General features: G+C 46.8%; 25 protein-coding genes, 1 tRNA gene and 2 pseudogenes. 16 read left to right on the forward strand and 12 right to left on the reverse strand.

From position 1 onward, the window contains the following. Positions 1-97 precede the first annotated feature (97 nt). A complete protein-coding gene (helD, locus tag ACX9GV_RS06600) occupies positions 98-2,152 on the forward strand; it encodes a DNA helicase IV (protein ID WP_473197484.1) in 2,055 nt (684 codons plus the stop codon). A gap of 63 nt (positions 2,153-2,215) precedes the next feature. Here the strand turns inward: helD and ACX9GV_RS06605 are convergent, their stop codons facing one another. Then, positions 2,216-2,677 (reverse strand): methylglyoxal synthase, encoded by a 462-nt coding sequence (locus ACX9GV_RS06605; protein ID WP_023490463.1) that lies wholly within the window; start codon positions 2,675-2,677, stop codon positions 2,216-2,218. A gap of 238 nt (positions 2,678-2,915) precedes the next feature. Here ACX9GV_RS06605 and ACX9GV_RS06610 point away from each other — a divergent pair, with 238 nt between their 5' ends. Then, the gene (locus tag ACX9GV_RS06610) at positions 2,916-3,329 is read left to right on the forward strand and encodes a CoA-binding protein (protein ID WP_023490462.1); all 414 of its coding nucleotides are present in this window, start codon (positions 2,916-2,918) and stop codon (positions 3,327-3,329) included. A 63-nt stretch (positions 3,330-3,392) separates the two neighbouring features. On the opposite strand, the gene hspQ is transcribed toward ACX9GV_RS06610, so the two are convergent. The 3 genes from hspQ to ACX9GV_RS06625 all read right to left on the reverse strand — a co-directional run bounded on the left by hspQ (position 3,393) and on the right by ACX9GV_RS06625 (position 5,284). Further along, complete coding sequence (gene hspQ / locus ACX9GV_RS06615) at positions 3,393-3,710, reverse strand: heat shock protein HspQ (protein WP_037385159.1); 318 nt, start codon at positions 3,708-3,710, stop codon at positions 3,393-3,395. Positions 3,711-3,858: 148 nt separating this feature from the next. After that, positions 3,859-5,043: a 23S rRNA (cytosine(1962)-C(5))-methyltransferase RlmI gene (gene rlmI, locus ACX9GV_RS06620; protein WP_473197485.1), complete on the reverse strand. Its 1,185-nt coding sequence runs from the start codon at positions 5,041-5,043 to the stop codon at positions 3,859-3,861. A gap of 112 nt (positions 5,044-5,155) precedes the next feature. Then, complete coding sequence (locus ACX9GV_RS06625; RefSeq protein WP_255351358.1) at positions 5,156-5,284, reverse strand: hypothetical protein; 129 nt, start codon at positions 5,282-5,284, stop codon at positions 5,156-5,158. A 323-nt stretch (positions 5,285-5,607) separates the two neighbouring features. Here ACX9GV_RS06625 and yccX point away from each other — a divergent pair, with 323 nt between their 5' ends. Beyond that, positions 5,608-5,886, forward strand: coding sequence for an acylphosphatase (yccX, locus tag ACX9GV_RS06630; protein ID WP_023490458.1), 279 nt, complete (start codon positions 5,608-5,610; stop codon positions 5,884-5,886). Positions 5,887-5,889: 3 nt separating this feature from the next. Here the strand turns inward: yccX and tusE are convergent, their stop codons facing one another. Next, the gene (gene tusE / locus ACX9GV_RS06635) at positions 5,890-6,219 is read right to left on the reverse strand and encodes a sulfurtransferase TusE (RefSeq protein WP_023490457.1); all 330 of its coding nucleotides are present in this window, start codon (positions 6,217-6,219) and stop codon (positions 5,890-5,892) included. A 105-nt stretch (positions 6,220-6,324) separates the two neighbouring features. Next, positions 6,325-6,984 carry an FtsH protease modulator YccA gene (gene yccA / locus ACX9GV_RS06640; protein ID WP_023490456.1) on the reverse strand — a complete coding sequence of 220 codons (660 nt, stop codon included), beginning with the start codon at positions 6,982-6,984 and terminating at the stop codon, positions 6,325-6,327. A 229-nt stretch (positions 6,985-7,213) separates the two neighbouring features. Here yccA and ACX9GV_RS06645 point away from each other — a divergent pair. Continuing rightward, a tRNA-Ser gene (locus ACX9GV_RS06645) sits at positions 7,214-7,301 on the forward strand. 187 nt (positions 7,302-7,488) lie between these two features. Next, positions 7,489-7,980: a hypothetical protein gene (locus ACX9GV_RS06650; protein WP_473197486.1), complete on the forward strand. Its 492-nt coding sequence runs from the start codon at positions 7,489-7,491 to the stop codon at positions 7,978-7,980. Positions 7,981-8,101: 121 nt separating this feature from the next. On the opposite strand, the gene ACX9GV_RS06655 is transcribed toward ACX9GV_RS06650, so the two are convergent. Both ACX9GV_RS06655 and ACX9GV_RS06660 read right to left on the reverse strand, forming a co-directional pair. Then, the gene (locus ACX9GV_RS06655; protein WP_473197487.1) at positions 8,102-8,626 is read right to left on the reverse strand and encodes a hypothetical protein; all 525 of its coding nucleotides are present in this window, start codon (positions 8,624-8,626) and stop codon (positions 8,102-8,104) included. Positions 8,627-8,669: 43 nt separating this feature from the next. Continuing rightward, positions 8,670-9,056 carry a GFA family protein gene (locus ACX9GV_RS06660; RefSeq protein WP_473197488.1) on the reverse strand — a complete coding sequence of 129 codons (387 nt, stop codon included), beginning with the start codon at positions 9,054-9,056 and terminating at the stop codon, positions 8,670-8,672. Positions 9,057-9,105: 49 nt separating this feature from the next. Here ACX9GV_RS06660 and ACX9GV_RS06665 point away from each other — a divergent pair, with 49 nt between their 5' ends. The 4 genes and pseudogenes from ACX9GV_RS06665 to darG all read left to right on the forward strand — a co-directional run bounded on the left by ACX9GV_RS06665 (position 9,106) and on the right by darG (position 10,999). Further along, entirely contained in the window at positions 9,106-9,267 is a 162-nt protein-coding gene (locus tag ACX9GV_RS06665; protein WP_473197489.1) for a hypothetical protein, read from the forward strand. 293 nt (positions 9,268-9,560) lie between these two features. After that, positions 9,561-9,732, forward strand: a pseudogene (locus ACX9GV_RS06670) (HTH-like domain-containing protein); the annotation flags it as partial. A 60-nt stretch (positions 9,733-9,792) separates the two neighbouring features. Next, positions 9,793-9,879 (forward strand): annotated as a pseudogene (locus ACX9GV_RS06675) (DarT ssDNA thymidine ADP-ribosyltransferase family protein); the annotation flags it as partial. A gap of 52 nt (positions 9,880-9,931) precedes the next feature. After that, positions 9,932-10,999 (forward strand): type II toxin-antitoxin system antitoxin DNA ADP-ribosyl glycohydrolase DarG, encoded by a 1,068-nt coding sequence (gene darG / locus ACX9GV_RS06680; RefSeq protein ID WP_023490454.1) that lies wholly within the window; start codon positions 9,932-9,934, stop codon positions 10,997-10,999. Positions 11,000-11,208: 209 nt separating this feature from the next. On the opposite strand, the gene ACX9GV_RS06685 is transcribed toward darG, so the two are convergent. Both ACX9GV_RS06685 and ACX9GV_RS06690 read right to left on the reverse strand, forming a co-directional pair. Beyond that, positions 11,209-11,958, reverse strand: coding sequence for an SDR family oxidoreductase (locus ACX9GV_RS06685; protein WP_473197490.1), 750 nt, complete (start codon positions 11,956-11,958; stop codon positions 11,209-11,211). Between the two features lie 85 nt (positions 11,959-12,043). Then, positions 12,044-12,784, reverse strand: coding sequence for an IclR family transcriptional regulator (locus ACX9GV_RS06690; RefSeq protein WP_473197491.1), 741 nt, complete (start codon positions 12,782-12,784; stop codon positions 12,044-12,046). 186 nt (positions 12,785-12,970) lie between these two features. Between ACX9GV_RS06690 and fdrA the strand changes: the two genes are divergently transcribed. The 6 genes from fdrA (at position 12,971) to ACX9GV_RS06720 (ending at position 20,068) form a co-directional block, all read left to right on the forward strand. Then, positions 12,971-14,497: an acyl-CoA synthetase FdrA gene (fdrA, locus tag ACX9GV_RS06695; protein ID WP_473197492.1), complete on the forward strand. Its 1,527-nt coding sequence runs from the start codon at positions 12,971-12,973 to the stop codon at positions 14,495-14,497. 110 nt (positions 14,498-14,607) lie between these two features. Next, positions 14,608-16,020, forward strand: a complete 1,413-nt coding sequence (locus ACX9GV_RS06700) for a YlbE family protein (RefSeq protein ID WP_023490448.1) — start codon at positions 14,608-14,610, stop codon at positions 16,018-16,020. A 14-nt stretch (positions 16,021-16,034) separates the two neighbouring features. After that, on the forward strand, positions 16,035-16,850 hold the full coding sequence (locus ACX9GV_RS06705; protein ID WP_023490447.1) for a DUF3100 domain-containing protein: 816 nt from the start codon (positions 16,035-16,037) through the stop codon (positions 16,848-16,850). Beyond that, positions 16,847-17,314: a hypothetical protein gene (locus tag ACX9GV_RS06710; RefSeq protein ID WP_023490446.1), complete on the forward strand. Its 468-nt coding sequence runs from the start codon at positions 16,847-16,849 to the stop codon at positions 17,312-17,314. The genes ACX9GV_RS06705 and ACX9GV_RS06710 overlap by 4 nt, the downstream gene beginning before the upstream one ends. A gap of 182 nt (positions 17,315-17,496) precedes the next feature. After that, complete coding sequence (locus ACX9GV_RS06715) at positions 17,497-18,960, forward strand: allantoin transporter (RefSeq protein WP_473197493.1); 1,464 nt, start codon at positions 17,497-17,499, stop codon at positions 18,958-18,960. 157 nt (positions 18,961-19,117) lie between these two features. Then, positions 19,118-20,068, forward strand: coding sequence for a carbamate kinase family protein (locus ACX9GV_RS06720; RefSeq protein WP_023490444.1), 951 nt, complete (start codon positions 19,118-19,120; stop codon positions 20,066-20,068). A 176-nt stretch (positions 20,069-20,244) separates the two neighbouring features. Here the strand turns inward: ACX9GV_RS06720 and ACX9GV_RS06725 are convergent, their stop codons facing one another. Next, positions 20,245-20,997: a 4'-phosphopantetheinyl transferase family protein gene (locus ACX9GV_RS06725; protein WP_473197494.1), complete on the reverse strand. Its 753-nt coding sequence runs from the start codon at positions 20,995-20,997 to the stop codon at positions 20,245-20,247. A gap of 549 nt (positions 20,998-21,546) precedes the next feature. Here ACX9GV_RS06725 and ACX9GV_RS06730 point away from each other — a divergent pair. Next, positions 21,547-22,641 carry a succinylglutamate desuccinylase/aspartoacylase family protein gene (locus tag ACX9GV_RS06730; RefSeq protein WP_473197495.1) on the forward strand — a complete coding sequence of 365 codons (1,095 nt, stop codon included), beginning with the start codon at positions 21,547-21,549 and terminating at the stop codon, positions 22,639-22,641. A 75-nt stretch (positions 22,642-22,716) separates the two neighbouring features. Here the strand turns inward: ACX9GV_RS06730 and fdhF are convergent, their stop codons facing one another. Beyond that, positions 22,717-24,861 carry a formate dehydrogenase subunit alpha gene (fdhF, locus tag ACX9GV_RS06735; protein ID WP_473197496.1) on the reverse strand — a complete coding sequence of 715 codons (2,145 nt, stop codon included), beginning with the start codon at positions 24,859-24,861 and terminating at the stop codon, positions 22,717-22,719. Positions 24,862-25,168 lie beyond the last annotated feature (307 nt).

Consider the following 25,168-nt stretch of genomic DNA (forward strand, 5'->3'; position numbering starts at 1 on the left):
TTTAGAGAGGCATTCTACTTTTTTTAACACTAGAGTGTCATGGCTTATCGCAGGTAAACTGGTGATATTAATCTCAACATAATCACGGCATCAGCATATGGAACTCAAAGCGACATCGCTGGGTAAACACCTGGCACAGCACCCATACAACCGAGTGCGGTTGTTGCATGCTGGTGTTGAGGTAAGTGGGGACAAGCATGAATACCTTATTCCCTTTAACCAGTTAATACAGGTTCGCTGTAAGCGGGGCATCGTCTGGGGTGAGTTGGAGTTTGAACTACCAGATGAAAAAGTCGTTCGCCTGCATGGGACTGAATGGCAGGAAACCCAGCGTTTTTATCATCATTTACAGCATTCCTGGCAGCAATGGAGTGTTGAGATGAGTGAGATCTGCGCAAGCGTATTGCAGGAACAGGTTGATCATATCCAGCATATTGAACAACAGGATAAGTGGTTCAAGCTGGCCGAATTAGGCAAATTGCAACAGCAGATCCGTCAGGCGTTTAGTGCGTTACCGATGCCAGTGGTGCGTCTTGAGGAATTTGAACTCTGTCGCGACAACTATCACCGGTGTCAGCAATGGTTACAGCAGGGGCGGCGCAAAGTGGAACAGCGCAATCTGCGCTGGAGCGAACGTATGCTGGTCACCCATCAAGATTTTTTCCAGACTATTGAAACATCCCCGTTGAATGAGTCACAACGCCGGGCGGTTGTGAATGGGGAAGATGCGGTGTTGGTGCTTGCGGGGGCCGGCAGCGGTAAAACCTCGGTATTGGTTGCTCGGGTGGGGTGGTTGCTGCTCAGGCAAGAGGCTGAACCGGAACAGATTTTGATGCTGGCATTCGGGCGTAAAGCAGCTGAAGAGATGAACGAGCGGATTGCGCAACGGTTAGGGAGTGTGGCTGTTCAGGCTAAAACTTTCCATGCATTGGCATTGCAGATTATTCAGCAGGGGAGCCGTAAAGCCCCCAAGATCAGTCAACTTGAGAGCGATACCCATGCGCGTCGTGCGCTGCTGATAAAAAACTGGCAGCAACAATGCAGCGACAAAAAAGTGCAGGCAAAGGGTTGGCGTCAGTGGTTAAGTGAAGAATTGGAGTGGGAAATCCCCGAGGGGGATTTTTGGCACGACACACATTTAGCGGATCGCCTGGGTAGCCGTTTGGAACGTTGGGTCGGGCTGATGCGTACCCATGGGGGTAGCCAAGCGCAAATGATTGAGCAGGCGGATGAAGAGAGCCGTGATCTCTTTACCAAACGTATCCGATTAATGGCGCCATTACTCAAAGCGTGGAAAACTGCCTTAAAAGATGAAGGTGCGGTGGATTTCCCCGGGTTGATCCATCAGGCGGTGAATATTCTGGAAAAGGGGCGCTTTATCTCCCCCTGGAAGCATATTCTGGTGGATGAGTTTCAGGATATTTCGCCACAACGTGCGCAATTGTTGGCGGCGTTGCGCAAGCAGAATAAGTGCACCAGTTTGTTTGCCGTAGGTGACGATTGGCAAGCGATTTATCGTTTCAGTGGCGCTGAGTTGTCGTTAACCACTGCGTTTGCAGAGAATTTTGGTGAGGGAACCCAATGCGCGTTAGATACCAGCTATCGCTTTAATGACCGCATTGGGGACGTTGCCAACACCTTTGTTCAGCAGAATCCTTATCAATTGAAAAAAGCACTGAATAGCCTGAGCAAAGGGAATAAAAAGTCGGTGGTTATTCTGCCGCAGGAACAACTGGAAGCCTTATTGGACAAACTCAGTGGCTATGCGCTACCCGATGCGCGTATTTTGCTGTTGGCCCGTTATCACCATCTTAAACCTGAAATCTTGCAAAAAGCGGCGACACGCTGGCCCAAATTGAATATTGAGTTTATGACTATCCATGCCAGCAAAGGGCAGCAGGCAGACTACGTAATTATTACCGGTCTCTGCGATGGTTATGATGGTTTCCCGGCGGCGGCGCGTGAATCTATTCTTGAAGCGGTATTATTACCTCAACCTGAGAATTTCCCTGAGGCGGAAGAGCGGCGTTTGCTGTATGTCGCGTTGACCCGTGCCAGGCACCAGGTTTGGTTAATGCAAGATCCCGCTAACCCTTCAGTATTTGTTGAGCAGCTACAGGATATCGGTGTACCGGTACAGCGAAAACCTTAAATGACTGGTCTAGTGACCAGATAAATTCAAGCTGCAGCAACTGCAGCTTGAATGGTGATTGGCCTATTTCTGCAGGCGTGCTGCGAGGTACTTATCATAATCCGGTATGGCTATATCGACTTTGCTATTAAAGAAGGATGAGTCAATAAGAAAGTCAGCAGTTGAGCGGTTGGTGGCTACCGGAATGTTCCAGACTGTCGCCAAGCGCAGCAAGGCTTTTACATCAGGGTCGTGGGGTACTGCATTGAGCGGATCCCAGAAAAAGATCAAAATATCAATCTTGCCTTCGGAGATCAGTGCACCAACTTGTTGGTCTCCCCCCATTGGGCCACTCAACATGCTTTGTACTGGAATACCGCTGGCACGCTGGATCAGACCGCCGGTGGTACCGGTGGCATAAAGTTTATGTTGCATGAGTTGAGCTTGGTGGTCTTCAACCCATTTCAGTAAGGCATGTTTGCAATGATCGTGTGCAACCAGCGCAATATGCTTGCATACAGCGAGTGTGCGAGTGGTTTGTTCCATGTTGGTTTCCTTGGCAAATCGGATGGTTTTCCACAGATTACTGAAACTGTATTTCACTGCCTAGCATTAACCGGGGCAAAACGAAAATAAACAGGGGGAGGCTGAGGAAAAGTCGAGTATTTGTGCGTAGCAAGCACCACCGCCCTTGCATGAACGGGATACAACAAATTTTAGCAGTTACAGTTCCTTCGGTTACACTGAATGGACAGCATTCTTATCAAAGTACCAGGAGCTAAACATGCAAGATCAAGAAATTGCAGATGTACTGAAACAAGTAAAGACCATTGCGTTGGTCGGGGCCAGTGATAACCCAAGCCGCCCAAGCTACCATGTGATGGCTTATCTGCAGGCTCAGGGTTATCAAATTACGCCAGTGAGCCCAAAATTGGCTGGGCAAATATTACTGGGTCAACAAGTTTATGCCACCTTGGCGGATATTCCCTATCCTGTTGATATGGTAGATGTGTTCCGTAATGGGGAAGCGGCTTACGGTGTGGCGCAAGACGCAATTGCCATTGGTACCAAGGTGTTGTGGTTACAGATTGGGGTGATCAACGAACAGGCTGCGGTACTGGCAAGAGCGGCGGGAATAAAAGTGATTATGGATCGTTGCCCGAAAATTGAGATCCCACGTTTAGGTCTGGAACATTGATTGAACAAATAATAAGGGCTTAACATCATTAAGCCCTTACGTTTGTATGTCAGGTTTTGGTGTTTAGTTGCGTAATCGCGGTGCCAGTAATTGACTGCGAATGGATGCCGCCAATTCGTCTAATGACGGTTGCTCTGGGTGGGCATCTTGCTCTTCACCGGCCAATTGCACCTCTGCCAGATAGGTATGAACGGGCATCCCTTCTTCATCTTCCATTACGACGTGATACCAAGGAGCAAAACGTAACTCATCATTAGCAGCGATCTCGTCTGCTTTGGGTTGTTCTAGCGAGTATTGTGGGTCGATATCTATAACGACACCTAAATACCCAAGCAGTTTATGACGAACCTGCTGTCCGATACCAAATTTGCTGGCAATCATGATGGCCCCCTGAGGAACAATGTTTTGCATTTTATACCTATGATAATTCAAACTGCCTGTCGCCGCCTTGCAGCATACAAAGCGGAGTACACCTGGCACAACTGAAAACTCATAAGTTATACATAAGGGCAAAACAACGTATTTCAAGTCACATCACCCGGCAGGCAAACCCTTTTAGGTATAACCCTTCAGGATAGGTCGCAATCACTGGGTGATCTGCAGCTTGTCGGAACTGCTCTATAAATTGTATATCACATCCAGCATCTAGAGCGGCGTCAGCCAAAATTTTCTGGAACAAGTCTGTTGGCATCAGGCCAGAGCAAGAGAAGCTGAGCAGGATCCCGCCTGGGTTTAACAGCTGTAGTGCTAACATATTGATATCTTTATAACCACGACAAGCACCCGCCAACTGATTTTTGTTTTCCACAAATTTAGGTGGATCCATGATGATCAGATCAAATTTTTCGCCTTGCGCACGGTAATTACGCAGTAGTTGAAAAACATCATCACGTATAAACAGGGCTTTGTTGAGATCCAATTGGTTCAGTTCGACGTTCTGCTGGGCAATATCCAGTGCCGCCTGTGAGGTATCGACACTAATGACTTGCTTACAACCGCCCATCAGCGCAGCAACAGCAAATGCGCCGGTATAAGAAAAGCAGTTCAGTACACGGCGACCAGAAGAATAGTGACGTGCCGCTAAACGACTGTCACGTTGGTCAAGATAAAAACCCGTTTTATGGCCTTGCTGAATATCAACCAATAGCTTAAGGCCATGTTCAGTAATCGGCAGCAGAGCAGGGGGGAGCTCACCCAAGATAGGGCCTTGTGCCAGTGGCAAGCCTTCTTTCTTACGCACGGCAACATCTGAACGATCATAGATGGCACAGTCCGGGTAGCAATGCTGTAGTGCAGAGATGAGAGTGGCTCGCTGGTATTCTGCTCCGGCGGAAAGTAACTGCAAAACCAGAAAGTTTTGGAAGCGATCAATGGTTATCCCTGGCATCCCGTCAGACTCACCGGCAATCAGGCGATAACTGTCCAGCCCATCACGTTGGGCCAGCCAATCACGCCAATGTTGCGCTTGTTGCAAGCGGCGAACAAAGAACGCCATGTCGATGGCTTCATCCGGTTGAAAACTCCAGATACGAGCACGGATTTGCGATTGCGGTGAATAGGCCCCCCGAGCCAGCCATTTTCCTTGGTGATCGCAGATGTCGATGGTTTCACCAGAAAGCGGTTTGCCTTCAACACGCTCAACAGCGCCTGAGAAAATCCACGGGTGGTGGCGAAGTAAGGATTTTTCACGTCCTTTGGCAAGATACAGGCGCATAATTTTTTGCTCTTTAAATTAAATATTTCAAATAGATAAATTAACTGTCACTGACAGAAAAGTGATAATAAAGCCGATCAATACCGTCAACGGCGTGTAAGGGTGAGAAGGGCTAAAAACGGACACCGGAACCGACACCAATGGTGGCCGAACTACCGCCACTACCACCAGAAGCCGATACCCCCACCGAGGCACACCCCGTAAGCAGCATGGCTAAAACCGCACAGACTATGATTTTCATAAAATCCCCTTTGGTTGATGGCGGCCATACAGCAAGTAACTGGGGATTAAGCGCATATAACAGCAATAATCCTGCGATAGCCTATTATCTTCTATTTTAACTGCAATTATGCCCATACTCTAAATAATTCTAGTATGGGCATAAAAATCTAAAAATCGTCAGCTATAGAGTCGGCTATGCTGAGAGGGCCACCTCTAGCGGCAAGCATTTTTGACGTCACAGTAGCCCTGCATTTTTCTAAATGTTTTCATGGTAGGGAAAGGGGTTAACTGGCATAAATAATAGCCAGACGATAAATAGAAGACATTGAGTAGGAGCCGGTCATGCCACAAGTTTGTATCGCTGCTTATATCTACGGGGTCGTACAAGGGGTGGGATTTCGCTATCACACCCAGCACCAAGCCACCGCTTTAGGACTTACGGGTTACGCGCGTAATCTTGACGATGGTAGTGTAGAAGTCCTCGCCTGTGGTGATAGAGAGGCGGTTGATCATCTAATAGCCTGGTTAGAAAATGGTGGCCCCCGCAGCGCCCGGATAGAACGTGTGCTGGTGGAGCCGCGAGGGGTAACTGAATATAAGGGGTTTGGCATCCGCTATTAGCGTTTAGATGCATTTTACCGGTTTAGGCAACCCGGCAATTTTGGTTGCCTGTTTGGCTGGCCCCTTCGGGAACAGGCGATAAAGATAACGACTGCTGCCTTTCTCTTCGCCATATTTTTGCGCCATGGCTTTTACCAACATACGAATGGCGGGTGAGGTATTGAATTGCTGGTAGAAATCACGTACAAACCACACAACTTCCCAGTGTGCTTCGCTGAGTTCAATCTCTTCCTGTGCCGCCAGCAGAGGAGCAAGCCCTTCATGCCAGTCAGCGCTATTCTTTAGATAACCTTGGGCGTCAGTTTCAATAGCCTGACCTTCAAACACCAACATAATGCCTCAGCTAGGGATAATTTATCGCGGCCACCAGTTTAGCAAACTTTTGCGCAGGCAAAAATAAAGCCCCATATAGGGGCTTAGAGAAGTCGCTGATGGTGATCAGTTGCTGCGTGCAAAACCGAGGATGCTCAACAGGCTGATAAACATGTTATACAACGACACATACAGGCTTACTGTTGCGCGAATATAGTTGGTTTCGCCACCATGAATAATGTTACTGGTTTCCCACAGCATGGCACCAGCAGAGAACAGAATAAACAGGGCGCTGATTGCCAATTGCAGGGCAGGAATTTGCAGGAACAGGTTAGCGATAACCGCTACCAGTAACACCACAAAGCCAGCCATCAACATACCAGACAGGAACGACATATCTTTACGCGTCGTCAGTACATAGGCTGAACAGCAGAAGAAAACCAGTGCTGTACCACCGAGTGCCACCATAATCAGGTCGCCGGCACCTGCATTGAGGAACGAACTCAGAATCGGCCCAAGGGCATAACCCATAAAACCAGTAAAGGCGAAAGCAGCAACAATACCCGCTGGGCTATTGGCCAATTTATGGGTCAGGAACATCAAGCCATAAAAACCAGCCAGCATGAGTATCAGCCCAGGAGCAGGCAAGCCCAGCATGGTACTGGCGGTGGCGGTCAGCGCTGAAAAAGCCAGGGTCAGTGACAGTAGGAAATAGGTGTTACGCAGAACTTTATGCGTGCTTAGCAGCGAGTCGCGCGAGGAGGATGAGACGACAATACGGTCCATAATGATCTCTCTTATCAGGTCATCACAAAATTGTACATAATGATAGTCAGTGTTATCTGTTGATCATAGATTGTTTACTAATCTTTACCCTAAAGTAATCATAGAGTAAGTAATCAGCAATGGTTGGTGACTTCTCCAGCAATCACTGACTAAAAGCGAGTTTTTCGTCTATTTGAGTGGTTTCAGGCTTTACAAGTGGATCAGCTCTGTTTATAGTTCGCTTCGTTGCGGAGGGGTGGCCGAGTGGCTGAAGGCAACGGTCTTGAAAACCGTCGACGGGAAACCGTTCCAGAGTTCGAATCTCTGCTCCTCCGCCATTTCTTCCTTGATGTTGTTTCTTCACGTTCTTTTCCCTAAAAAATCCCAATTGCTACATACAGATGTTACACCGGGCTTCCTGATGTGCACGCATCTGCCTAAACGTCGATGACGCTACTACTTTAACTTTTCTGTATAATGTTATCGTCGTGACTAAGTCACTCTCTTAATAAGGAAGTTAATCTCATGTCAATCGATAACTTAACCATTCGCATCAACTGGAAAGGACCGTATACTTTAGAGCAAATACAGAACTGTGATATTGGTAATGGATTATATCTTTTGACTGGGAAAAGGCCTTATGAAAGAATTAAACAGATCCAGTATTGTGGAATTACTAAAGATTTGTTTAAGAATCGATTTAGAAATCATCATAAAATTGATGAGATAACAAAGGATCTTAATATTTGGCTCGGTGAAATATCTTATCCACTGGACTTTTCAAGATTCCACCTTCAGATAGCTGAATCTATTATCGTTTATTTTTGGCAGCCAAGTCTTAATGAAAAATTGAGGTATACACCACCACGACCAACTGCTGTAATATCAAACTGGTTTAAATGCGATAGCTCGCCAAGGATAAACCAACAAGAGATTTATGCGGATCTCCCCGATGTAATTTGCTGGGATGGTAAACTTTGGCGAACAGGTAATCTTAAAGTTTGGTCTGATGAATAGGTGTACTCTAATACTTTTTCGTAACTACCAGCCGATAAATGTGACCGTTTAGACGGTCACTTAAATAGTCGATAAAACACAGAGGGCTGCTATTGACTTTTATCAATTAATGAAGTCGTCACTAGTCATTTTCAATGTTTATGGTTTTTTCTTCATTGATATTATCACGGTAATATTCTGTACTGATTTCTGGCATGAGTGATTTTCTCCTGTTGGTATTGAAAATTCGGAAATTTTGCTTCTTAAAATATGGGGTGTATAGTTTAGCACTATTATAGGTTGGTTGGTGAGCGTAGATTAATAATGATTCAATAGCATCCAGTATTTCATTGCCAATAAATCCATATGTTTTTTTTGATTTCCATTTTTTCCAGCTTTCAAACTCTCCGCAAGAGCCAATAAATATCTTTACTAAGTCGCATTGTGATGAGAATCTTTCATAGTGTTCTGTAAATCGTTCAGCTATTCTTTGTGTTTTGCCAATATACAATAATACATCCCGGCCATAACACGGATGATCACCATAAATCTGATATAAACAATGGCCTTCATGGATTATAAATTTATCGTCTTTTTTCTTACTTTTGATTTCATCTAAAGTATAAGGGCCTTCCCAATAAATATCATATATAGTGCTGTTTGACATGATTTCATTCCTTGATTGTGTGGTGGTATTAAATTATCGTGAATTATATAGAAATCTGTAGCATTTTTCGCCACCATTCAGGCGTCATATCCTCAAAGGAGTGAGCTCCTGGCTTGAGGTCGAGATCATTTGGGGTATCAAATACCCCTGTCAACAATGCGACTGTAGGAGCATCATCTATGGCTCCAATCGAACTGCCGCAACGAGAGCAAAAAGCTCTGCTTGAATATTTTGACGAGCGATACGTAGCAGGGTGTTCACCTTCTCCTACCCATTGCACCTCCTTGGAGGAAAATTCAATCCAAACCACTGTTTGAGAGCCGGTATGCTTCTGGCAGTGGTCGCATGAACACATATGAGAGTTAGTTGGCTTTGTAGCTTCAAAGCGTATAAAGCCACACAGACATCCACCAGAAAAGATTTTACTCATCTTTTACCTCCAGATTGGTTCTATCGGACATTAACACAAGGAATCTACTATGGAAGTACCATTTATGAACAGTAACAATCGTAACAGCGTTACAGCCCGTCATATCAATGATCTTGATGTTACGGAACTAGGTTGGTTCTCGTGGCAATGTAACAAAATCAATAGGTTAGAGTTAAAAGATGCTCTTGGCGAGCCTGCTGGCATCTTGTAGACTGATTACAGGTGCTACACACAGGGTGTCCATGTGTAGCAAAATCGAATTAACAATTTGCATCTGTGAATGGATTACAACGGGCGAGAATAAGTAGGCAACTGATTGATTAAATAGGGGGTTTCAGAGTGGAAGGGTGTTAAACCGTCGACGGGAAACCGTTCCAGAGTTCGAATCTCTGCTCCTCCGCCATATTCTGACCCCAAGCTTTTAATGAGCTTGGGGTTTTTTGCTTTTATAGGTTTTAACTATTTCATTGGCTATTGGTTCTGGTTATTCTTGCTTGCTGTACATATGCTGACGAACTGGAGCACATTACGGCAAAAGCCTTTTGCGAAGGTAACCAGTCTGAGCCAGAGTCTCGGCACCGAATTCAGCAAAAATCCTCTCCGATATGGACAAGAAAATCCATACCTTGCATCCATGTCTGAAGAAAACACACCAACTAAACAGGGGATGAGGTAGGCGTTGTTAACCGGGAAAACCCGCCTAATATGAAAGGGAAATCTATGGCTTATGACTACAGTGCCAGCCGGGATGAGGGGAACTCTGCATGACTATGTGCCATTTTACTTTACCCCCTTCTCGCCGATGCTGATGAACATTAACAATCGCAACGTAATCTAACAATGCCTGTTTACGCGCGGGCCGGGTGGTACTTCTCATGATCACATTTACACAAGGTAATTTACTGGATGCGCCAGTGGAAGCATTGGTGAATACGGTTAATACCGTCGGTGTCATGGGTAAAGGAATTGCGCTGATGTTCAAAGAGCGTTTTCCTGACAATATGAAAGCCTATGCTCTTGCTTGCAAACAACAGCAGGTAATGACTGGCAAAATGTTTATTACCGAAAATGGTGATCTCATAGGGCCGCGCTGGATTGTTAACTTCCCTACCAAACAGCACTGGCGCGCCGGCTCTCGCATGGAGTGGATTGAAGACGGTTTACAGGACCTGCGCCGTTTTTTGCTCGAAGAGAAAGTGCAGTCCATCGCTATTCCCCCACTGGGTGCGGGCAATGGCGGCCTGAACTGGCTGGATGTACGGGCGCTTATTGAATCTGCGTTGGGTGACCTTCAAGGTGTTGACATTCTGATATACGAGCCCACTGAAAAATACCAGAACGTCACCAAGAGTATCGGTGTAAAAAAACTCACTCCCGCCAGAGCGATGATCGCTGAATTGGTGCGCCGCTACTGGGTATTGGGTATGGAGTGCAGCCTGCTGGAAATTCAGAAGCTGGCATGGTTATTACAACGCGCCATTGAACAGCACCAGATGGAAGATGTACTAAAACTGCAGTTTGAGGCGCACTATTATGGCCCCTTTGCTCCCAACCTAAACCACCTACTTAATGCACTGGATGGCACCTATCTGAAAGCCGAGAAACGCATCCCGGACAGCCAGCCGCTGGACGTGATCTGGTTTAACGATCAGGAAAAAGAGCACGTCAACCTCTGGCTAAACAACGAGGCCAAAGAATGGTTACCGGCGCTTGAGCAGGTCAGCCAGTTGATTGACGGCTTTGAATCCCCGTTTGGTCTGGAGTTGTTGGCAACCGTTGACTGGTTGCTTACCCGAGGAGAGTGCCAGCCGACGCTGAATTCTGTTAAAGAGGGGTTGGGCCAGTGGCCAGCGGGGGAACGCTGGGCTAACCGTAAGATGAGACTTTTTGACGATAAGAACCTGCAACTTGCCATTAACCGTGTCATGGAGTTCCATGGCTAAAGATTTAAAGATAGCGCTTTTTGAGCACAGTTGGCCGAGCGAACTCACCACATAGCAGCGTCTGGCTATGACTGAGATCATGTGGTCGAGGAGAATCACCCCAATATTATGCAGTGCGCAGAGCATCTGAATTTCACGCTACGCTGTTTTCTTCGTTAATTTCTTCGCTACCAAATAGGCGAGTGGCAAACTTTAAATTTTCTGTATTCCTATTTCCCCCCAGCCAAGTCGATAAAACTACCTGTTACGTATGATGCCTCATCAGACAATAACCATGATATCGCTTGAGCTACCTCGTCAGGTTGACCACCGCGTTTCATCGGTAAACTCTCTTTTACTCGGTCAACTCTGGTTGCTTCACCGCCATCAGCGTGCATTTCGGTATAAATGAAACCGGGGCGAACGGCATTAACGCGAATACCTTGGGCTGCCACTTCCAAAGATAAACCAATGGTTAAGGTATCAATGGCCCCTTTTGAAGCGGCATAATCGACATATTCATGGGGGGAGCCTAGTCGAGCTGCCGCCGATGATACGTTAACAATGGCACCGCCTTGGCCACCATGACGCCACGCCATACGTTTAACCGCTTCGCGTGCGCAGATAAAACTGCCAGTGACATTCGTGGCGAATAGTGTTGCCAGCCGCTGGGCATGTAAGTGTTCAATCGATGCCTGGGGCATCAATATTGCGGCATTATTCACTAACCCGGAAATGGGGCCAAATGCTTTATCAATTTGTAAAAATAGCTCGACCACCTGTTCTTCTTGGGAGATATCAGCCTGAACGGCAATGGCTTCCCCACCGAGATAGCGAATCCTTTCAATAACCTCTTGTGCGCAGGCTTCTCGCGTATGGTAGCCAATGCAAACTTTATGACCCTTACTGGCTAAGCATAGCGCTGTGGCTCGACCAATACCGCGATCGCCACCAGTGATCAAAGTGATTTTATTTTTCATACATTAACTTCCATTTGAAAATCTATTTTTGGCTTGGGTGTTTAGTGAAGCTATCACCCAAGCAACTTGAATAGCGTGTCACCACTTAAGATACCGGATAGGCTTTGAACCCCAATAATTTTGAAATAGCATAACTATTCGATTTTACTACTTGAATTAATTCAGTAATGGCCGTCCGCCCCATACGGCCACTTGGCCCGGATAATGCAATCCCGGCAATACATTGGCCATGGTTATTGAAAATCGGTGCAGCAACCGCTAACACCCCATGCTCATGAATACCATCGTTAATTGCCAAACCTTCCTGGCGGATTGTGGCGAGTTGTTCAGCGGTAATTTCAGTATATTCGGCGAGAATTGCTTGCCTGATGGGATAAGGCTGCCAAGCCAGAAACACATAACCGATGGCCCCCTGCGTCATGGGCAGAATCTCTCCTGTTTCGACAGTCCGGCGTAAAGCTTGCCAACTCTGCACACTTTCAATGCATACTCGCATATTATTATGAGCAGGAATATACAGACTGGCGGTCTCATCAAACATGTCTCGCATGTTTTCCAAGAAGGGATAAACGATTTGGCGCAGATCCTTTCTTGAGTTTTGTAACTCCATCAACTTGCTGATTTGGAATCCTAGTGTATATTTTTTATCTGAGTCTTTATAAAGAAAACCTTGAGCAACCAGGGTCATGAGCAAGCGTGATACGGTTGAGTCACTCAGCCCTGTTGCGTCACAAATTTCGGTTAATGAAAAAATCTGTTGTGTTGGATTAAATAAAGACAATATTTGCAATCCACGCTCAAGTGCTCTAACCGATAATTCTTTCACAATAAAACCCCATCATTTTTATTAATCAGCTTATTTTCCCATGCGGTGGAAGTTGAAATCCCGCACAGTGGGAAAATGACATCTGTGCTATTTTAATGAATTAAAAATAACTTTTCTATTTAAATAAAATAATTAAGATGGAGTACATTATCGTGGTCATTTCTTAAAATTTCACTAGGAGGAAAAATGATAGAAGCTATCATCAGAAAGGGGGCATACTTCGACTCGGTAAAACTTATGCTGGTTACCCAGCAGGTAAAAAGCATGCCGGGGATCATTGAGGCGGGTGTGGTGATGGGCACCGATCTCAATAAGGACATTTTAGCGCGGGTGAATTTACTGAGTGAAACCGCGCGAGCCTGCTCGCCAGCAGATTTGATTATCGCCATCAATGCAGAAGATCAGAATGCAATTGATGCGGTCATTGCAAAACTTGACGGATTTTTAAACGCCAGTACCTCATCCGGCGACAGTGTGGCCTATAAACCTAAAACCTTGGTAGGCGCAATCACTGCTCAACCCACATCTAATTTGGTCATCATCTCTACACCAGGCAATTTTGCCAAAGTTGAAGCACGCAAGGCGCTGAATGCTGGCCTGCATGTCATGCTATTCAGTGACAATATGCCACTTGCCGACGAAAAAGAACTGAAAGAATTGGCGCAAAGTAAAAACCTGTTGGTGATGGGGCCTGACTGCGGAACATCGATCATTAATGGTGCTGCACTCTGTTTTGCCAATCAGGTTCGTCGCGGAAACATCGGCATTGTCGGGGCCAGTGGTACCGGTATGCAGGAGATCAGTACCCTGATTCATAAGCAAGGAGCGGGTATCTCTCATGCAATAGGCACTGGTGGGCGCGATCTGGTTGCAGAGATTGGCGGGATTACCATGCTGCAGGGGATCCAGGCACTTAATGAGGATGAGAGTACAGAAATCATCGTTCTCGTTTCTAAACCGCCAGCAGTCGAAGTGGTCGACAAAATTCTCTCTTATTTGCAGAAAAACGTCAGTAAACCTGTGGTCATCAATTTCCTCGGGGGGAAACCAGCGGAAAGCCATCCTGGTCGTTTAGAGTATGTCGCAACATTGGAAGAAGCCGCGCTAAAAGCCGTGCAGTTGGCCAAAAAAACCACGCTTTCACCACTGATGACGGCAGATGAAATCGACTCGTTAGTCTTTGGCTTAAAGTCGAAAATAGGTTCTAACGGTAAATACCTTCGCGGCTTGTTCTGTGGTGGCACGCTTAACTATGAGGCCATTATCGCATTGGAGGAGCCTCTGGGTGGCGTTTACTCTAACAGCCCTCTCGATAAAAAATTGAAGTTGCAAGATCCCTATAAGTTAACGGGAAATGCCTGTATTGACCTGGGGGATGATGTGTTTACTCAGGGTCGAGCACACCCAATGATTGATCCGACTTTGCGTTCGCAAATGCTAGCAGAACAAATCAACCAAGATGACGTCGGCGTGATTCTTTTTGATGTTGTATTGGGCTACGGAGCACATGACGCACCAGCAAATGATGTGGTCGATATCCTAAAACGTCATGCAGATAAGTTAGCGAACAAAGTATTGGTTGCATCTATCTGTGGAACGGATGAAGACCCACAAAATTATGAGCAAACCAAGGCAGCACTTGAGAATGCTGGGGTGATTATTGCTCCAAGCAACCGTTGTGCAGCGCTGATTGCAGGGAAACTTCTTGCTTAGCTCGAGACCCAGGTAACTTTATAAGTTAATACCTTTATAACTTTATAAATCTATACCTCTATAACTCGATACTTCTATAACAATAAGCGTCTTTGGATGAGGGAAACCCAATGCTAAAAAACAATATTTTGACTACTGATCTTCAGGTTGTGAACGTCGGTCTCGAGCAATTTTATACGGATTTGCAAAGGCAGAGCATCACCGCGTTACAAGTTGAATGGAGTCCACCTGCGCACGGGGACGAAACGGTTCTGGCCGCGCTAAATACCCTCTACGGTGTAGATAGTGAGCAACGAAATGCCGCTAATGCTGAAGTGCTGCGCCGTATGCAGGATTCTGAGGTGTTCCTTGAAGGGATGGGGCTGGCCGGCGAAGTAATCCCGGGAATGGCACCTAATATGATCTTGCACGCAGGCCCACCCATTGAATGGAGTCGCATGTGTGGCACCATGCAAGGTGCCATTATCGGTGCTCTGCTGTTTGAAGGCCTGGCCAAAAATGAAGATGAGGCGAAAAAATTAGCTGCCAGCAGCGATATTATTTATTCACCGAATCATGACCACCACACCGTAGGGCCGATGGGGGGCATTATCTCCGCCCACATGCCGGTCTTTATTATGCACAATCGGACATTTGGTAATTATTCTTATTCAAATGTTAACGAAGGCCCTGGTAAAGCGTTGCGTTTTGGCTCCTATGGTCCTGAGGTGATCGAACGTTTGCATTGGATGACAGATTCGCTTTACCCGATCCTGAAGCAAGCTATCGAGTTCTCTCCTGGGATTGACTGGAAAAACATTGTTACCCAAGCCTTACAAATGGGGGATGACAACCACAATCGTCATAAAGCTTCTACATCGTTGTTTGTGCGTGAATTAGCGAAATACATTGCGCAAATCGATGCAGACAAAGCGGCGATCCATAGAGTTTTTGAACACATTGAAAAGATCGATATGTTTAACGTCAATATCACCATGGCAATGTGCAAAGCGATGAGTGATGCCGCACTCGGTGTTGAGGGGAGCACGATCGTTACTGTGATGGCACGTAATGGTATCGATTTTGGTATCAGGCTCAGTAGTACCGGCAACCAGTGGTTTACTGCCCCCGCCAACGTTCCCGAAGGGCTGTATTTCACCGGTTATAGCAGTGCTGATGCCTGTGCCGATATTGGTGATAGTGCCATTACCGAAACTTTCGGTATGGGGGGCTTTGCTTTGGCCTGTGCACCTGCAATGGTTCAGTTTATTGGTGGTACCTATGATGATGGGGTAAAAATCACCAATAGCATGTATGAGATCACCGCCACCGAAAACAAGAACTTCAAAATCCCAACAATGGGCTTTAAAGGGACACCCACCGGCATTGATATTATCAAAGTGCTGGAAGCCAATATGACGCCAGTGATCACCACTGGAATATCGCACCGGGATCCTGGTGTGGGTCAAATAGGTGCGGGCATCGTTAATGCACCTATGGAGTGCTTCACCAAAGCGGCCATTTATCTCGCGGCTGATAAGTGAGTCAGGAGAGTACCATGCGAATGTTGTTGAACTGGAAGTTACACCTTTTTGCCGCAATCATTATTTTTATTGCTGAGCTGATTGGTGTGCGTAAGATTAGCATTTTAGTTTTTATGCCAATCTTGTACGCAATTATTATTGGTGGCTTTATTAGCTATCCGAAATTTAAAATTCTGTCCATAAAGGATATGGATGATGCCAGCAGCATCTTCCCCATCGCGCTAAGTCTGCTTTTGGTCAAGATTGGGCTTGGGGTAGGGCCGAACTTGTCCATGCTGATGGAGTCTGGGGGAACGCTGTTTTTCCAAACTATTGGTCACTTCCTGGGGATCGTTCTTCTGGCTTTACCGGTCGCCATGTTATTGGGGCTAGGGCGGGAATCTATAGGTGGAAGCTATTCGTTAGGCAGGGAAATCCACGTCGCGATTATTGCTGAGAAATATGGCTTGAACTCCGCAGAAGGGCGAGGCGTCATGGGGGTATTTATCTGCGGAACCATGTTGGGGGCCATGTTCTGTGGCATCTTCATGAGTGTCTTTGTCAAGATGGATATATTCCACCCATTCGCTTTGGCGCTAGGGGCGGGTACCGGCTCTATCAGTATGTCTGCGGCAATGATGTCTGTCATTCTGGATACATACCCTCAGTATTCGAAACAAATCGAAATGTATACCGGTGCGTCAAATATTCTCGTCAACGTGCTTAACGTCTATGCGGCACTGTTTGTCACGCTTCCTCTGGCCCGCGTCATGTACAAGTTTTTAGATAAGTTTAGACCCTCATCAAAAAACGCAGACGACATGGTTGAAAGCATAGAAGGTGAAAAATGAAATCATTTGCTTGGGACAAGCTGGCAACCATGAGTGCCGTCCTTATCATTACCGCCATCTTAACGGTTATTGGTAATGTTACCGCTGGCAAGGCCGCGATAGGTCCTTCGGTGGCGGGTATTGTGGTGATTTATGCGATCGCGGTTTTTGCCCTGTTCGTGTGTCACTTGCCAGGGTTCAATAAGTTACCGGTGGTTTTTTGGGTCTGTATCATTGCTGTACTGTTTTCTGCACCGTTCTTTCCTGGTAATGAGTTTATTACACGGACGACGAGTGCGATCTCATTCGTACAAATGGGCCCGCCGACACTGGCTTACGCTGGTTTGGCATTAGGTAAAGATTTGGATCTCTTTAAAAAGTTGTCATGGCGCATCGTTGTTGTATCCTTTGCGGTTTTCTTGGGAACCTTTTTGTTAGGTGCAGTCTTTGCCCAGATTGGTTTAAAAGTAGAAGGTATAATTTGAGGATCGGCACTCTAAATAGCTGCGCGTAAAATGCTACACCGACCAAAAGCGTAAAGTGTAGCGGTATTAGGAACACTTATTTAGGAGCGCAGTGGTGATTCTCTGATGTTGATTTTTATATACCCGTCGTCAATCAAACGGTAGCTTGTATGGGGGCGGGTATATTTATCAAGGAAGTAACCATGGAGCGTACGCAAGAGCAGCAACTGACCATTTTCAAAGATCGTGGATATAGCGATGACCTGTTACCAAAAGGGGAAAAGCAACGTAATTGGCGGGCCTTTAACTATTTTGCCTTGTGGATGGGGGCAATTCATAATGTGCCAAACTATATTGCGGTAGGTGGCTTTTTGATGTTAGGGCTATCAACAGTATCAGTGATGATGGCTATCTCTTTTAGTGCACTGTTTATTGCGTTTGTCATGATCATGAATGGCACTGCTGGCTCTAAGTATGGCATCCCTGGCGTGATGTTGTTACGTGCCTGTTATGGTGTACGTGGCGCATTAGTACCTGGAATATTGCGTGGCTGTATCGCTGCTATTATGTGGTTTGGTTTGCAGAACTATGCTGGATCTTTAGCCTTACTTATCTTGATTGCTAAGGTCTGGCCTGACTTTTTGCAGATAGGAAACGGCACTGTTTGGTTGGGTATATCGATTCCTGGTTTGATCTGCTTTCTTATTTTCTGGCTGTTGAATACGTTGCTTGGCTTTGGCGGGGGTAATGCGCTAAAAAAATTCACCACCCTACTGAACCCCTGTGTTTATATCGTTTTTGGTAGCATGGCGGTGTGGGCAGCTTCACTGGCTGGCATTGACAATATTATTCATTATGCCCCCCAGCATGTTGAACAAAGTGGTAGCGGCATCTTTCTTTTTTTTGTGATCATCAATGCTATCTTGGGGGTGTGGGCCGCACCGGCAATCACCGCTGCCGATTTTACGCAAAATGCGGTCAGCTTCAAACAGCAGGCAATCGGCCAGGCTGCGAGCTATTTTGTGGGTTACACACTGTTCGCTATTTTAAGCGTGATAATATTGGTCGGTGCCACTATTCATTATGGTGTCAATACTTGGAATGTGATGGATATCATTCAAAAATGGGATAGCACGTTTGCTACACTGTTTGCTGGGCTGGTTATATTGATGACTACCGTCTCCATCAATGCGGCCTGTAATCTGATTCCAGCGGGTTATCAGATAGCCGCTTTAGCGCCTCGGCATCTTAATTACAAAAATGGTATCGTGATTGCCAGTATTATCAGTGTCATTATTTGCCCTTGGAAGTTAATGGAGAGCCAGGATAGCATCTACTTCTTTCTAGACATTATTGGCGGGATGTTAGGCCCGGTGGTGGGGGTTATGCTCGCGCATTATTTTATTGTGATGCAAGGTAGGATTGATTTAAACACCCTTTATTCTAGTCCGGGTGAGACTGGCGAGTATAATAATGGCATTAATTCCAAAGCATTTTATGCAACAATTATTGCGATTGTTATCTCTTTAGGGAGTAAGTTTGTCCCTTATTTTGAAACCTTATCTCGCTTATCTTGGTTTGTTGGGGTTATCTCTGCTGTTATGATTTATTTGTTCATGCAAAGCAGAAGTAAAAAAGGTTCTCTGGGTCAGGCTGTAAACAGCTGATCGTTTTTATTATTGATTTTTTGCACCTTGGTTTCAGTTTAGAAACCATTAATAACTATTTATTGTAATAGTGAATAGACTATTCCCGTAATGGGATTTAAATAAATATCGTAACTCGAAACGTGGTTAATCGCGTTTCCTTTAATGGATTAAATAAATGAAAGAACTTGTTGTGGTTGCCATTGGTGGCAACAGTATCATTAAAGACAATGCCAGCCAGTCGATTGAACATCAGACCGAAGCAGTAAAAACGGTCGCTCATTCGGTGCTGGAGATGCTGGCATCGGATTATAATATTGTGCTGACTCATGGCAATGGTCCTCAGGTCGGGTTGGATTTACGTCGTTCAGAGATTGCACACGAACAAGAAGGGTTACCGCTGACCCCTCTGGCCAATTGTGTGGCAGATACCCAAGGGGGGATCGGTTATCTTATTCAGCAGGCACTGAATAACCGCTTGGCATTGCGTGGTGAACAGCAGGCCGTGACCGTGATTACCCAGGTTGAAGTCGACCGGAATGACCCCGGCTTCACCCATCCAACCAAGCCGATTGGTGCTTTTTTCAGTGCGGAACAGCGTGATAGATTATTGCAGCAGCACCCCACCTGGCATTTTATCGAAGACTCAGGGCGCGGTTATCGCCGAGTCGTCGCGTCTCCTGAACCAAAGCGTATTTTAGAATCCGGTGCAATTAATGCATTGATTAACCAGGGCTTTGTGGTTATTGCAGCCGGTGGCGGTGGGATCCCGGTGATACGTGACCAGCAAGGCGATTATCAAAGCATTGACGCAGTTATTGATAAAGATTTATCCACTGCGCTACTGGCTCAAGAGATCGGTGCTGATGTGTTGGTCATTACCACGGGGGTAGAGAAAGTCTGTATCCACTTTGGCAAACCTGAACAGCGAGCGCTAAACAAGGTCAGTGTGGCAGAAATGACTCGCTATCAGGAAGAAGGGCACTTTCCTGCGGGGAGTATGTTGCCGAAAATTATCGCCAGTTTGGATTTTTTACGCCATGGTGGGAAACGCGTCATAATCACTTCGCCGGACTGTCTGCCTGCGGCGCTGCGCGGTGAAACCGGTACCCACATCGTTAACCAGTAAGAAACCCGTAGCGGCTGTAAGTTGCTCACCGCAAGCAGCGGCAATCAATTATTATCGGGTAACGGGCCTGCATCGCAGGCCCAATTTTTGGCTAGCGTAAAATAACAAATGTTGTGGTGAGTAGATTGAATTGTATTGCTAGGGCCTTGCCACACGCGTAGATGCGTCACCCAAGGTCAGGGGGTTTCAGTTGTGCCGGTGACCAAGGTGGTGACCTCTTGGCTATCCCAAATAAACTGGCCTTGATAGACTGAGCCTGCAGTATGAATAGAGTTAAGGGATTCAGTGAGTTGTAGCTGACAACGCCCTTGCTGCGGTGCAAATTCAATTACTCTGGCGGCATGGCAATCAAAGAATTTATTCACTTGTGGATAGAGTGCCTTATACAAGCTCTCTTTCAACGAAAATATCAGTGTCAGCGCCAGATTAAAAGGCATGCCACTGTGTGCCAGCAGCTGGTTTTCCTGCTCATTAATAATCATTTCTCGCAGATTCGCCGCCACGTCAGCTTTCATAATCAGCTCAGTATCAATCCCTAAGAATCCATTATCCTGAGCCTGAGAAGTGACAACAATCGCTGAACGGTGATGGTGTGAAATCGAACCAATAACCTGAGCTGGCCAGATCGGGGCACGATCCTCCCCTTGGCGTAACTCAAAGCCGTGGATACCGAGAGCGTCCAGTTGTTGCTGGGCACAATATCGCCCAGCCAAATATTCCGCCTTACGCTTGATGATTGCCTGGCAGAATTGTTCAGGCAACGGAATGTTCCATTGGTTGAACAAGGTATCGTGATAATAGCGGGGGTCGAATCTGATTTGATGAAACCTGACACTGGGCCGATCACCTAGGTAGCCTTGTACTTCCGCCGTAATAAAACCCGCTGAGTGACTGAGGTTCAAACTAGCTGTGTGGGTTAAGGTAAACATAAAAGCGTTCCAACCAACGATAGCGGCAATATGCCTCTGCCATCTTTTAATAAGAGAGATCTAAGAGCAACTTTATCCGGGCAGCCTCGCCGCACTTACCACCTGATGGCTATCCACGTGGGGCTAAAACCAGGCCTCACGACCTCTGTTCAGAAGACTTACACCACAGCATTAGTCAGCGTGTTTAGCTGTTGCACTATACCGACATGATAGCACTGTGACAAAAAAGTAAAACAGACGGTCGATGGGAAATTGTTGGCAATTCAATAAGTAGAAAGCAAGATGCTGGATAGTAAAAAAAGATCTTGCGCAATTTTTGCTATCCGGCCCATAGCCCATGTTGATGGTTGGGCGTAATATGCTGATATCTTGGCTATTTTAAGTCATAGAGAACAGTCATTGCTGGCACAGCTGCTTATACTTTGCAAAGCGAGGCTCCAGGGATAAGTGAATGATATGCAGGCGTTCGATCAGGATGAGTGCGCTCTTCTCTGCCGCTGAGGGAGTTTTCAAGGAAATACTTTCTTACTAATAACAATGAGGATGGTTATGTATAAAGTGACGATGTTGGCAGTATTGCTTGCTGGGGCGCTCAATGCGCAGGCAGCTATGGTTTATACCGGGGACAAAATTGATGGTCATCCGGTGATCAGCAAGTTGGATGTCGATGACCTACAGGCAGGTAAAGTTTATCGTTTTATGTTCCAAGGAGCGAGTAACGGCATTGGCCAGCATTGGTATGTGCCAGTCTTGGTGGCGAAAGGGGCGAAGCCGGGTCCTAAACTGGGTCTGCAAGCGGCGGTGCATGGTGATGAACTGAATGGTATCCGAGTCATACAGCAGGTGTTTGAACAGTTAAACCCGGCAGAACTGAAAGGGACGGTTGTTGGGGCGGTGGGTGCCAACCCAACGGGTATGCTGGCGAATAATCGTAATTGGCAGGTACCAACGGATGGCGGTTATACGGTTGATTTTAACCGCATCTGGCCGGGTAAAGAGAAAGGTAACCCAGCTGAACAGCAAGCTTGGTTGTTGTGGAATAATTTGTGGGCCGGCAATACCAATATGTTTGTCGATATGCATACTCAGAGCACCGGTACCGAATATCCCCTGTTTATCTATGCCGATTACCGTAACCCGCAAGTGAAGAAAATGGCTGAACTGTTCCCGGCGGATCAGATTAAAGCCGATCCCGGTGAAAAAGGCACGGTAGAAACCACGTTTGTCGAACAGAAAATTCCTGCTATTACCCTCGAAATTGGCCAGCCAAAACTTTATCAGCCAGAACTTATTGCACGCAGTCTCACTGGGGTGCGTAACCTGATGGTTGATCAAGGGATGACTCCAGGCAAATTAGGGACGACTGCGAAAGAGCAAAAAACCTATATCGGCAATGAGATGACTTCAATTAGAGCTGAGATGGGTGGGTTTGCTGAAGTTCTGGTGAAAGTCGGGGATTCCGTGGTTAAAGGGCAGAAAGTTGCGGTGCAACGTAATGCTTTTGGCGATATTCTTCGTGAATATACGGCAACCCAAACTGGCAAGGTATTGGCCATTGGCAATGATCCGCTGCGTGAGTCTGGTGCTTTGCTGGTGCGTATCCTGTTTACCAACCCAGATGCCAAGTGTGCAGACGGTTGCTAATGACTGATTGATAGCGCACAGGTTTAAAACAACTGAACCTCATCCCTGAGGTTCAGTTAGAGTGGCATCACTTCGTTAGCCAGCCGCCGCCTCCCGTAGGCGCTGCTTGATTTTGCTGTACTCCTGCTGAACAAAATATTCCGCTTGCTCCTGATCCTTGATCGTTTCGATCTGCACCGCACAATATTTATATTCCGGTGTTTTGGTAATCGGGCTCAGGTTTTCTGCCACCAGTTCGTTACAGGCACCAATCCACCATTGGTAGGTCATATAAATGGCCCCCCGGTTTGGACGGTCACTGACATTGGCACGGGTGATGACCTTACCTTGACGTGAGCGCACCCACACCAGTGCCTGATCTTCAACCCCCAGGCGTGCGGCGTCTTCAGTGTTGATCTGCGCGTATCCTGGTTCATCAGCCAATGCCACCAGTGCCTTACAGTTACCGGTCATCGAACGGCAAGAGTAATGGCCCACCTCACGCACGGTAGAGAGCACCAATGGGTACTCGTCACTGACCTGATCGATGGGGGGGGCCCAGTCACAGGTAAAGAACTCGGCTTTGCCACTGGGGCGTGAGAATTTCCCTCCCTGATATAGGTAAGAGGTTCCCGGATGTTCCAAGGTAGGGCAAGGCCATTGAATGTAGCCTAAGTCCCCCATTTTCTCGTAGGTGGCACCGTAATAGATTGGGCACAGTTCACGCAGCTCGTCCCAGATTTCCTGCGTGTCGTTGTAGTGCATGGGGTAACCCATAGCGGTAGACATCAGGCTGATAATCTGCCAGTCGGTCTTCACATCACCTACGGGCTCAACGGCTTTATAGAAGCGCTGGAAGCCACGGTCTGCAGCGGTATACACCCCTTCATGTTCCCCCCAGGAGGTCGCAGGTAAGATAACATCCGCAATGGATGCGGTTTTGGTCATAAAGATATCTTGCACGATCAACAGTTCCAGTTTTTCAAAGGTTCTGCGGATAGTGGCAAGATCAGGCTCCGTCTGTAGTGGGTCTTCCCCCATAATGTAGTGGGCTTTGAGTTTGCCATGGTCAATATTGTGTGGCACTTCACTCAGGGCATAGCCAATTTCGGCAGGCATGGCGGCGATACCCCAGGCCTTGGCGAATCTTTCCCGCGCTTGTGCATCAGTGACCTGGGCATAACCCGGCAGGGTATTGGGCAATGCCCCCATATCACAGGCACCTTGCACGTTATTCTGCCCACGTACCGGGTTGACCCCCACATTGGGTTTACCCAGATTACCCGTCAGCATCGCCAGGCTGGTAAGTGACCGCACGGTTTCCACACCCTGATAGAACTGCGTGACACCCATGCCCCACAAAATGGTTGCCGTAGGTGAGGTGGCATACATCCGCGCAGTATCACGGATCTGCTGGGCGCTAAGCCCGGTAGTTTTCTCAACCGACTCTGGCGGGTACTTGGCGACGATAGCGCGATACTCATCAAACTGTTCGGTATGATTTTCAACAAATGACTGATCGTACAGATTCTCCTCAATGATCACATAGGCGAGGGCATTGAGCAGGGCAATATTGGAGCCGTTTTTCAGCGGCAAATGGATATCTGCAATACGCGCCGTTTCAATATAGCGTGGATCGCAAACAATAATTTTTGCCCCTTTATCTTTCGCCTTAAGAATACGGCGAGCGACAATAGGGTGAGAGTCTGCGGCGTTATAGCCGAAGACAAAAATACATTGTGTGTCCTCAATCTCAACGATTGAGTTACTCATGGCGCCGTTACCGACCGAACGCTGCAGACCTGCAACCGAAGGGCCGTGTCAGACACGCGCGCAACAGTCGATATTGTTAGTACCGACCGTAGCGCGCGCAAATTTTTGCATGATGTAGTTGGCTTCGTTACCTGGTCCACGTGAAGAGCCGGTGGTCATAATGGCATCAGGACCGTACTTTTCTTTGACGGCGAGCAAACGTGAACTGGCGAACTCAATAGCCTCTTCCCAAGAAACCGACTCCAATTTTCCGCCACGTTGCCGACGGATCATCGGCGTTTTCAGGCGCGGAGTCAGGATCTTGGTATCGTGAACGAAGTCCCAGCCGTAATATCCTTTTAGGCATAACTCGCCCTGATTGGTCACACCATTTGCGCCTTCGGCTTTGATGATTCTGCCGTTGTCTACTACCAGATTGATTTTGCAACCTGAGGCGCAATAAGGGCAGACCGTGATGACTTTCTTCATCTACAGCACTCCTTTTTTATTGCCATTGGGAAGTACAGTATTCGCCTTCCCGACCCATCACTACGGCGGAGAAACCGCCAGTGATAAAAAAATCTTCACACTTATTTAGCATAATCAGCACCCGCATAATTTGATATGGATTGGTCTCTGGGCTGAATTTTGGCTAAAACTCACTCAAAGTAACTCAAAACCGTCAACGTTACCCGACGCGGATAACTGGCGATAAACCTGTTGGACTGCTTGCGATACCTTTTCGGTGATTGGAAAATAAAACGCCACAACATCCGGTTGAATACCAAGAAAAATC

This window comes from Serratia sp. 25CWL12, assembly GCF_055790885.1.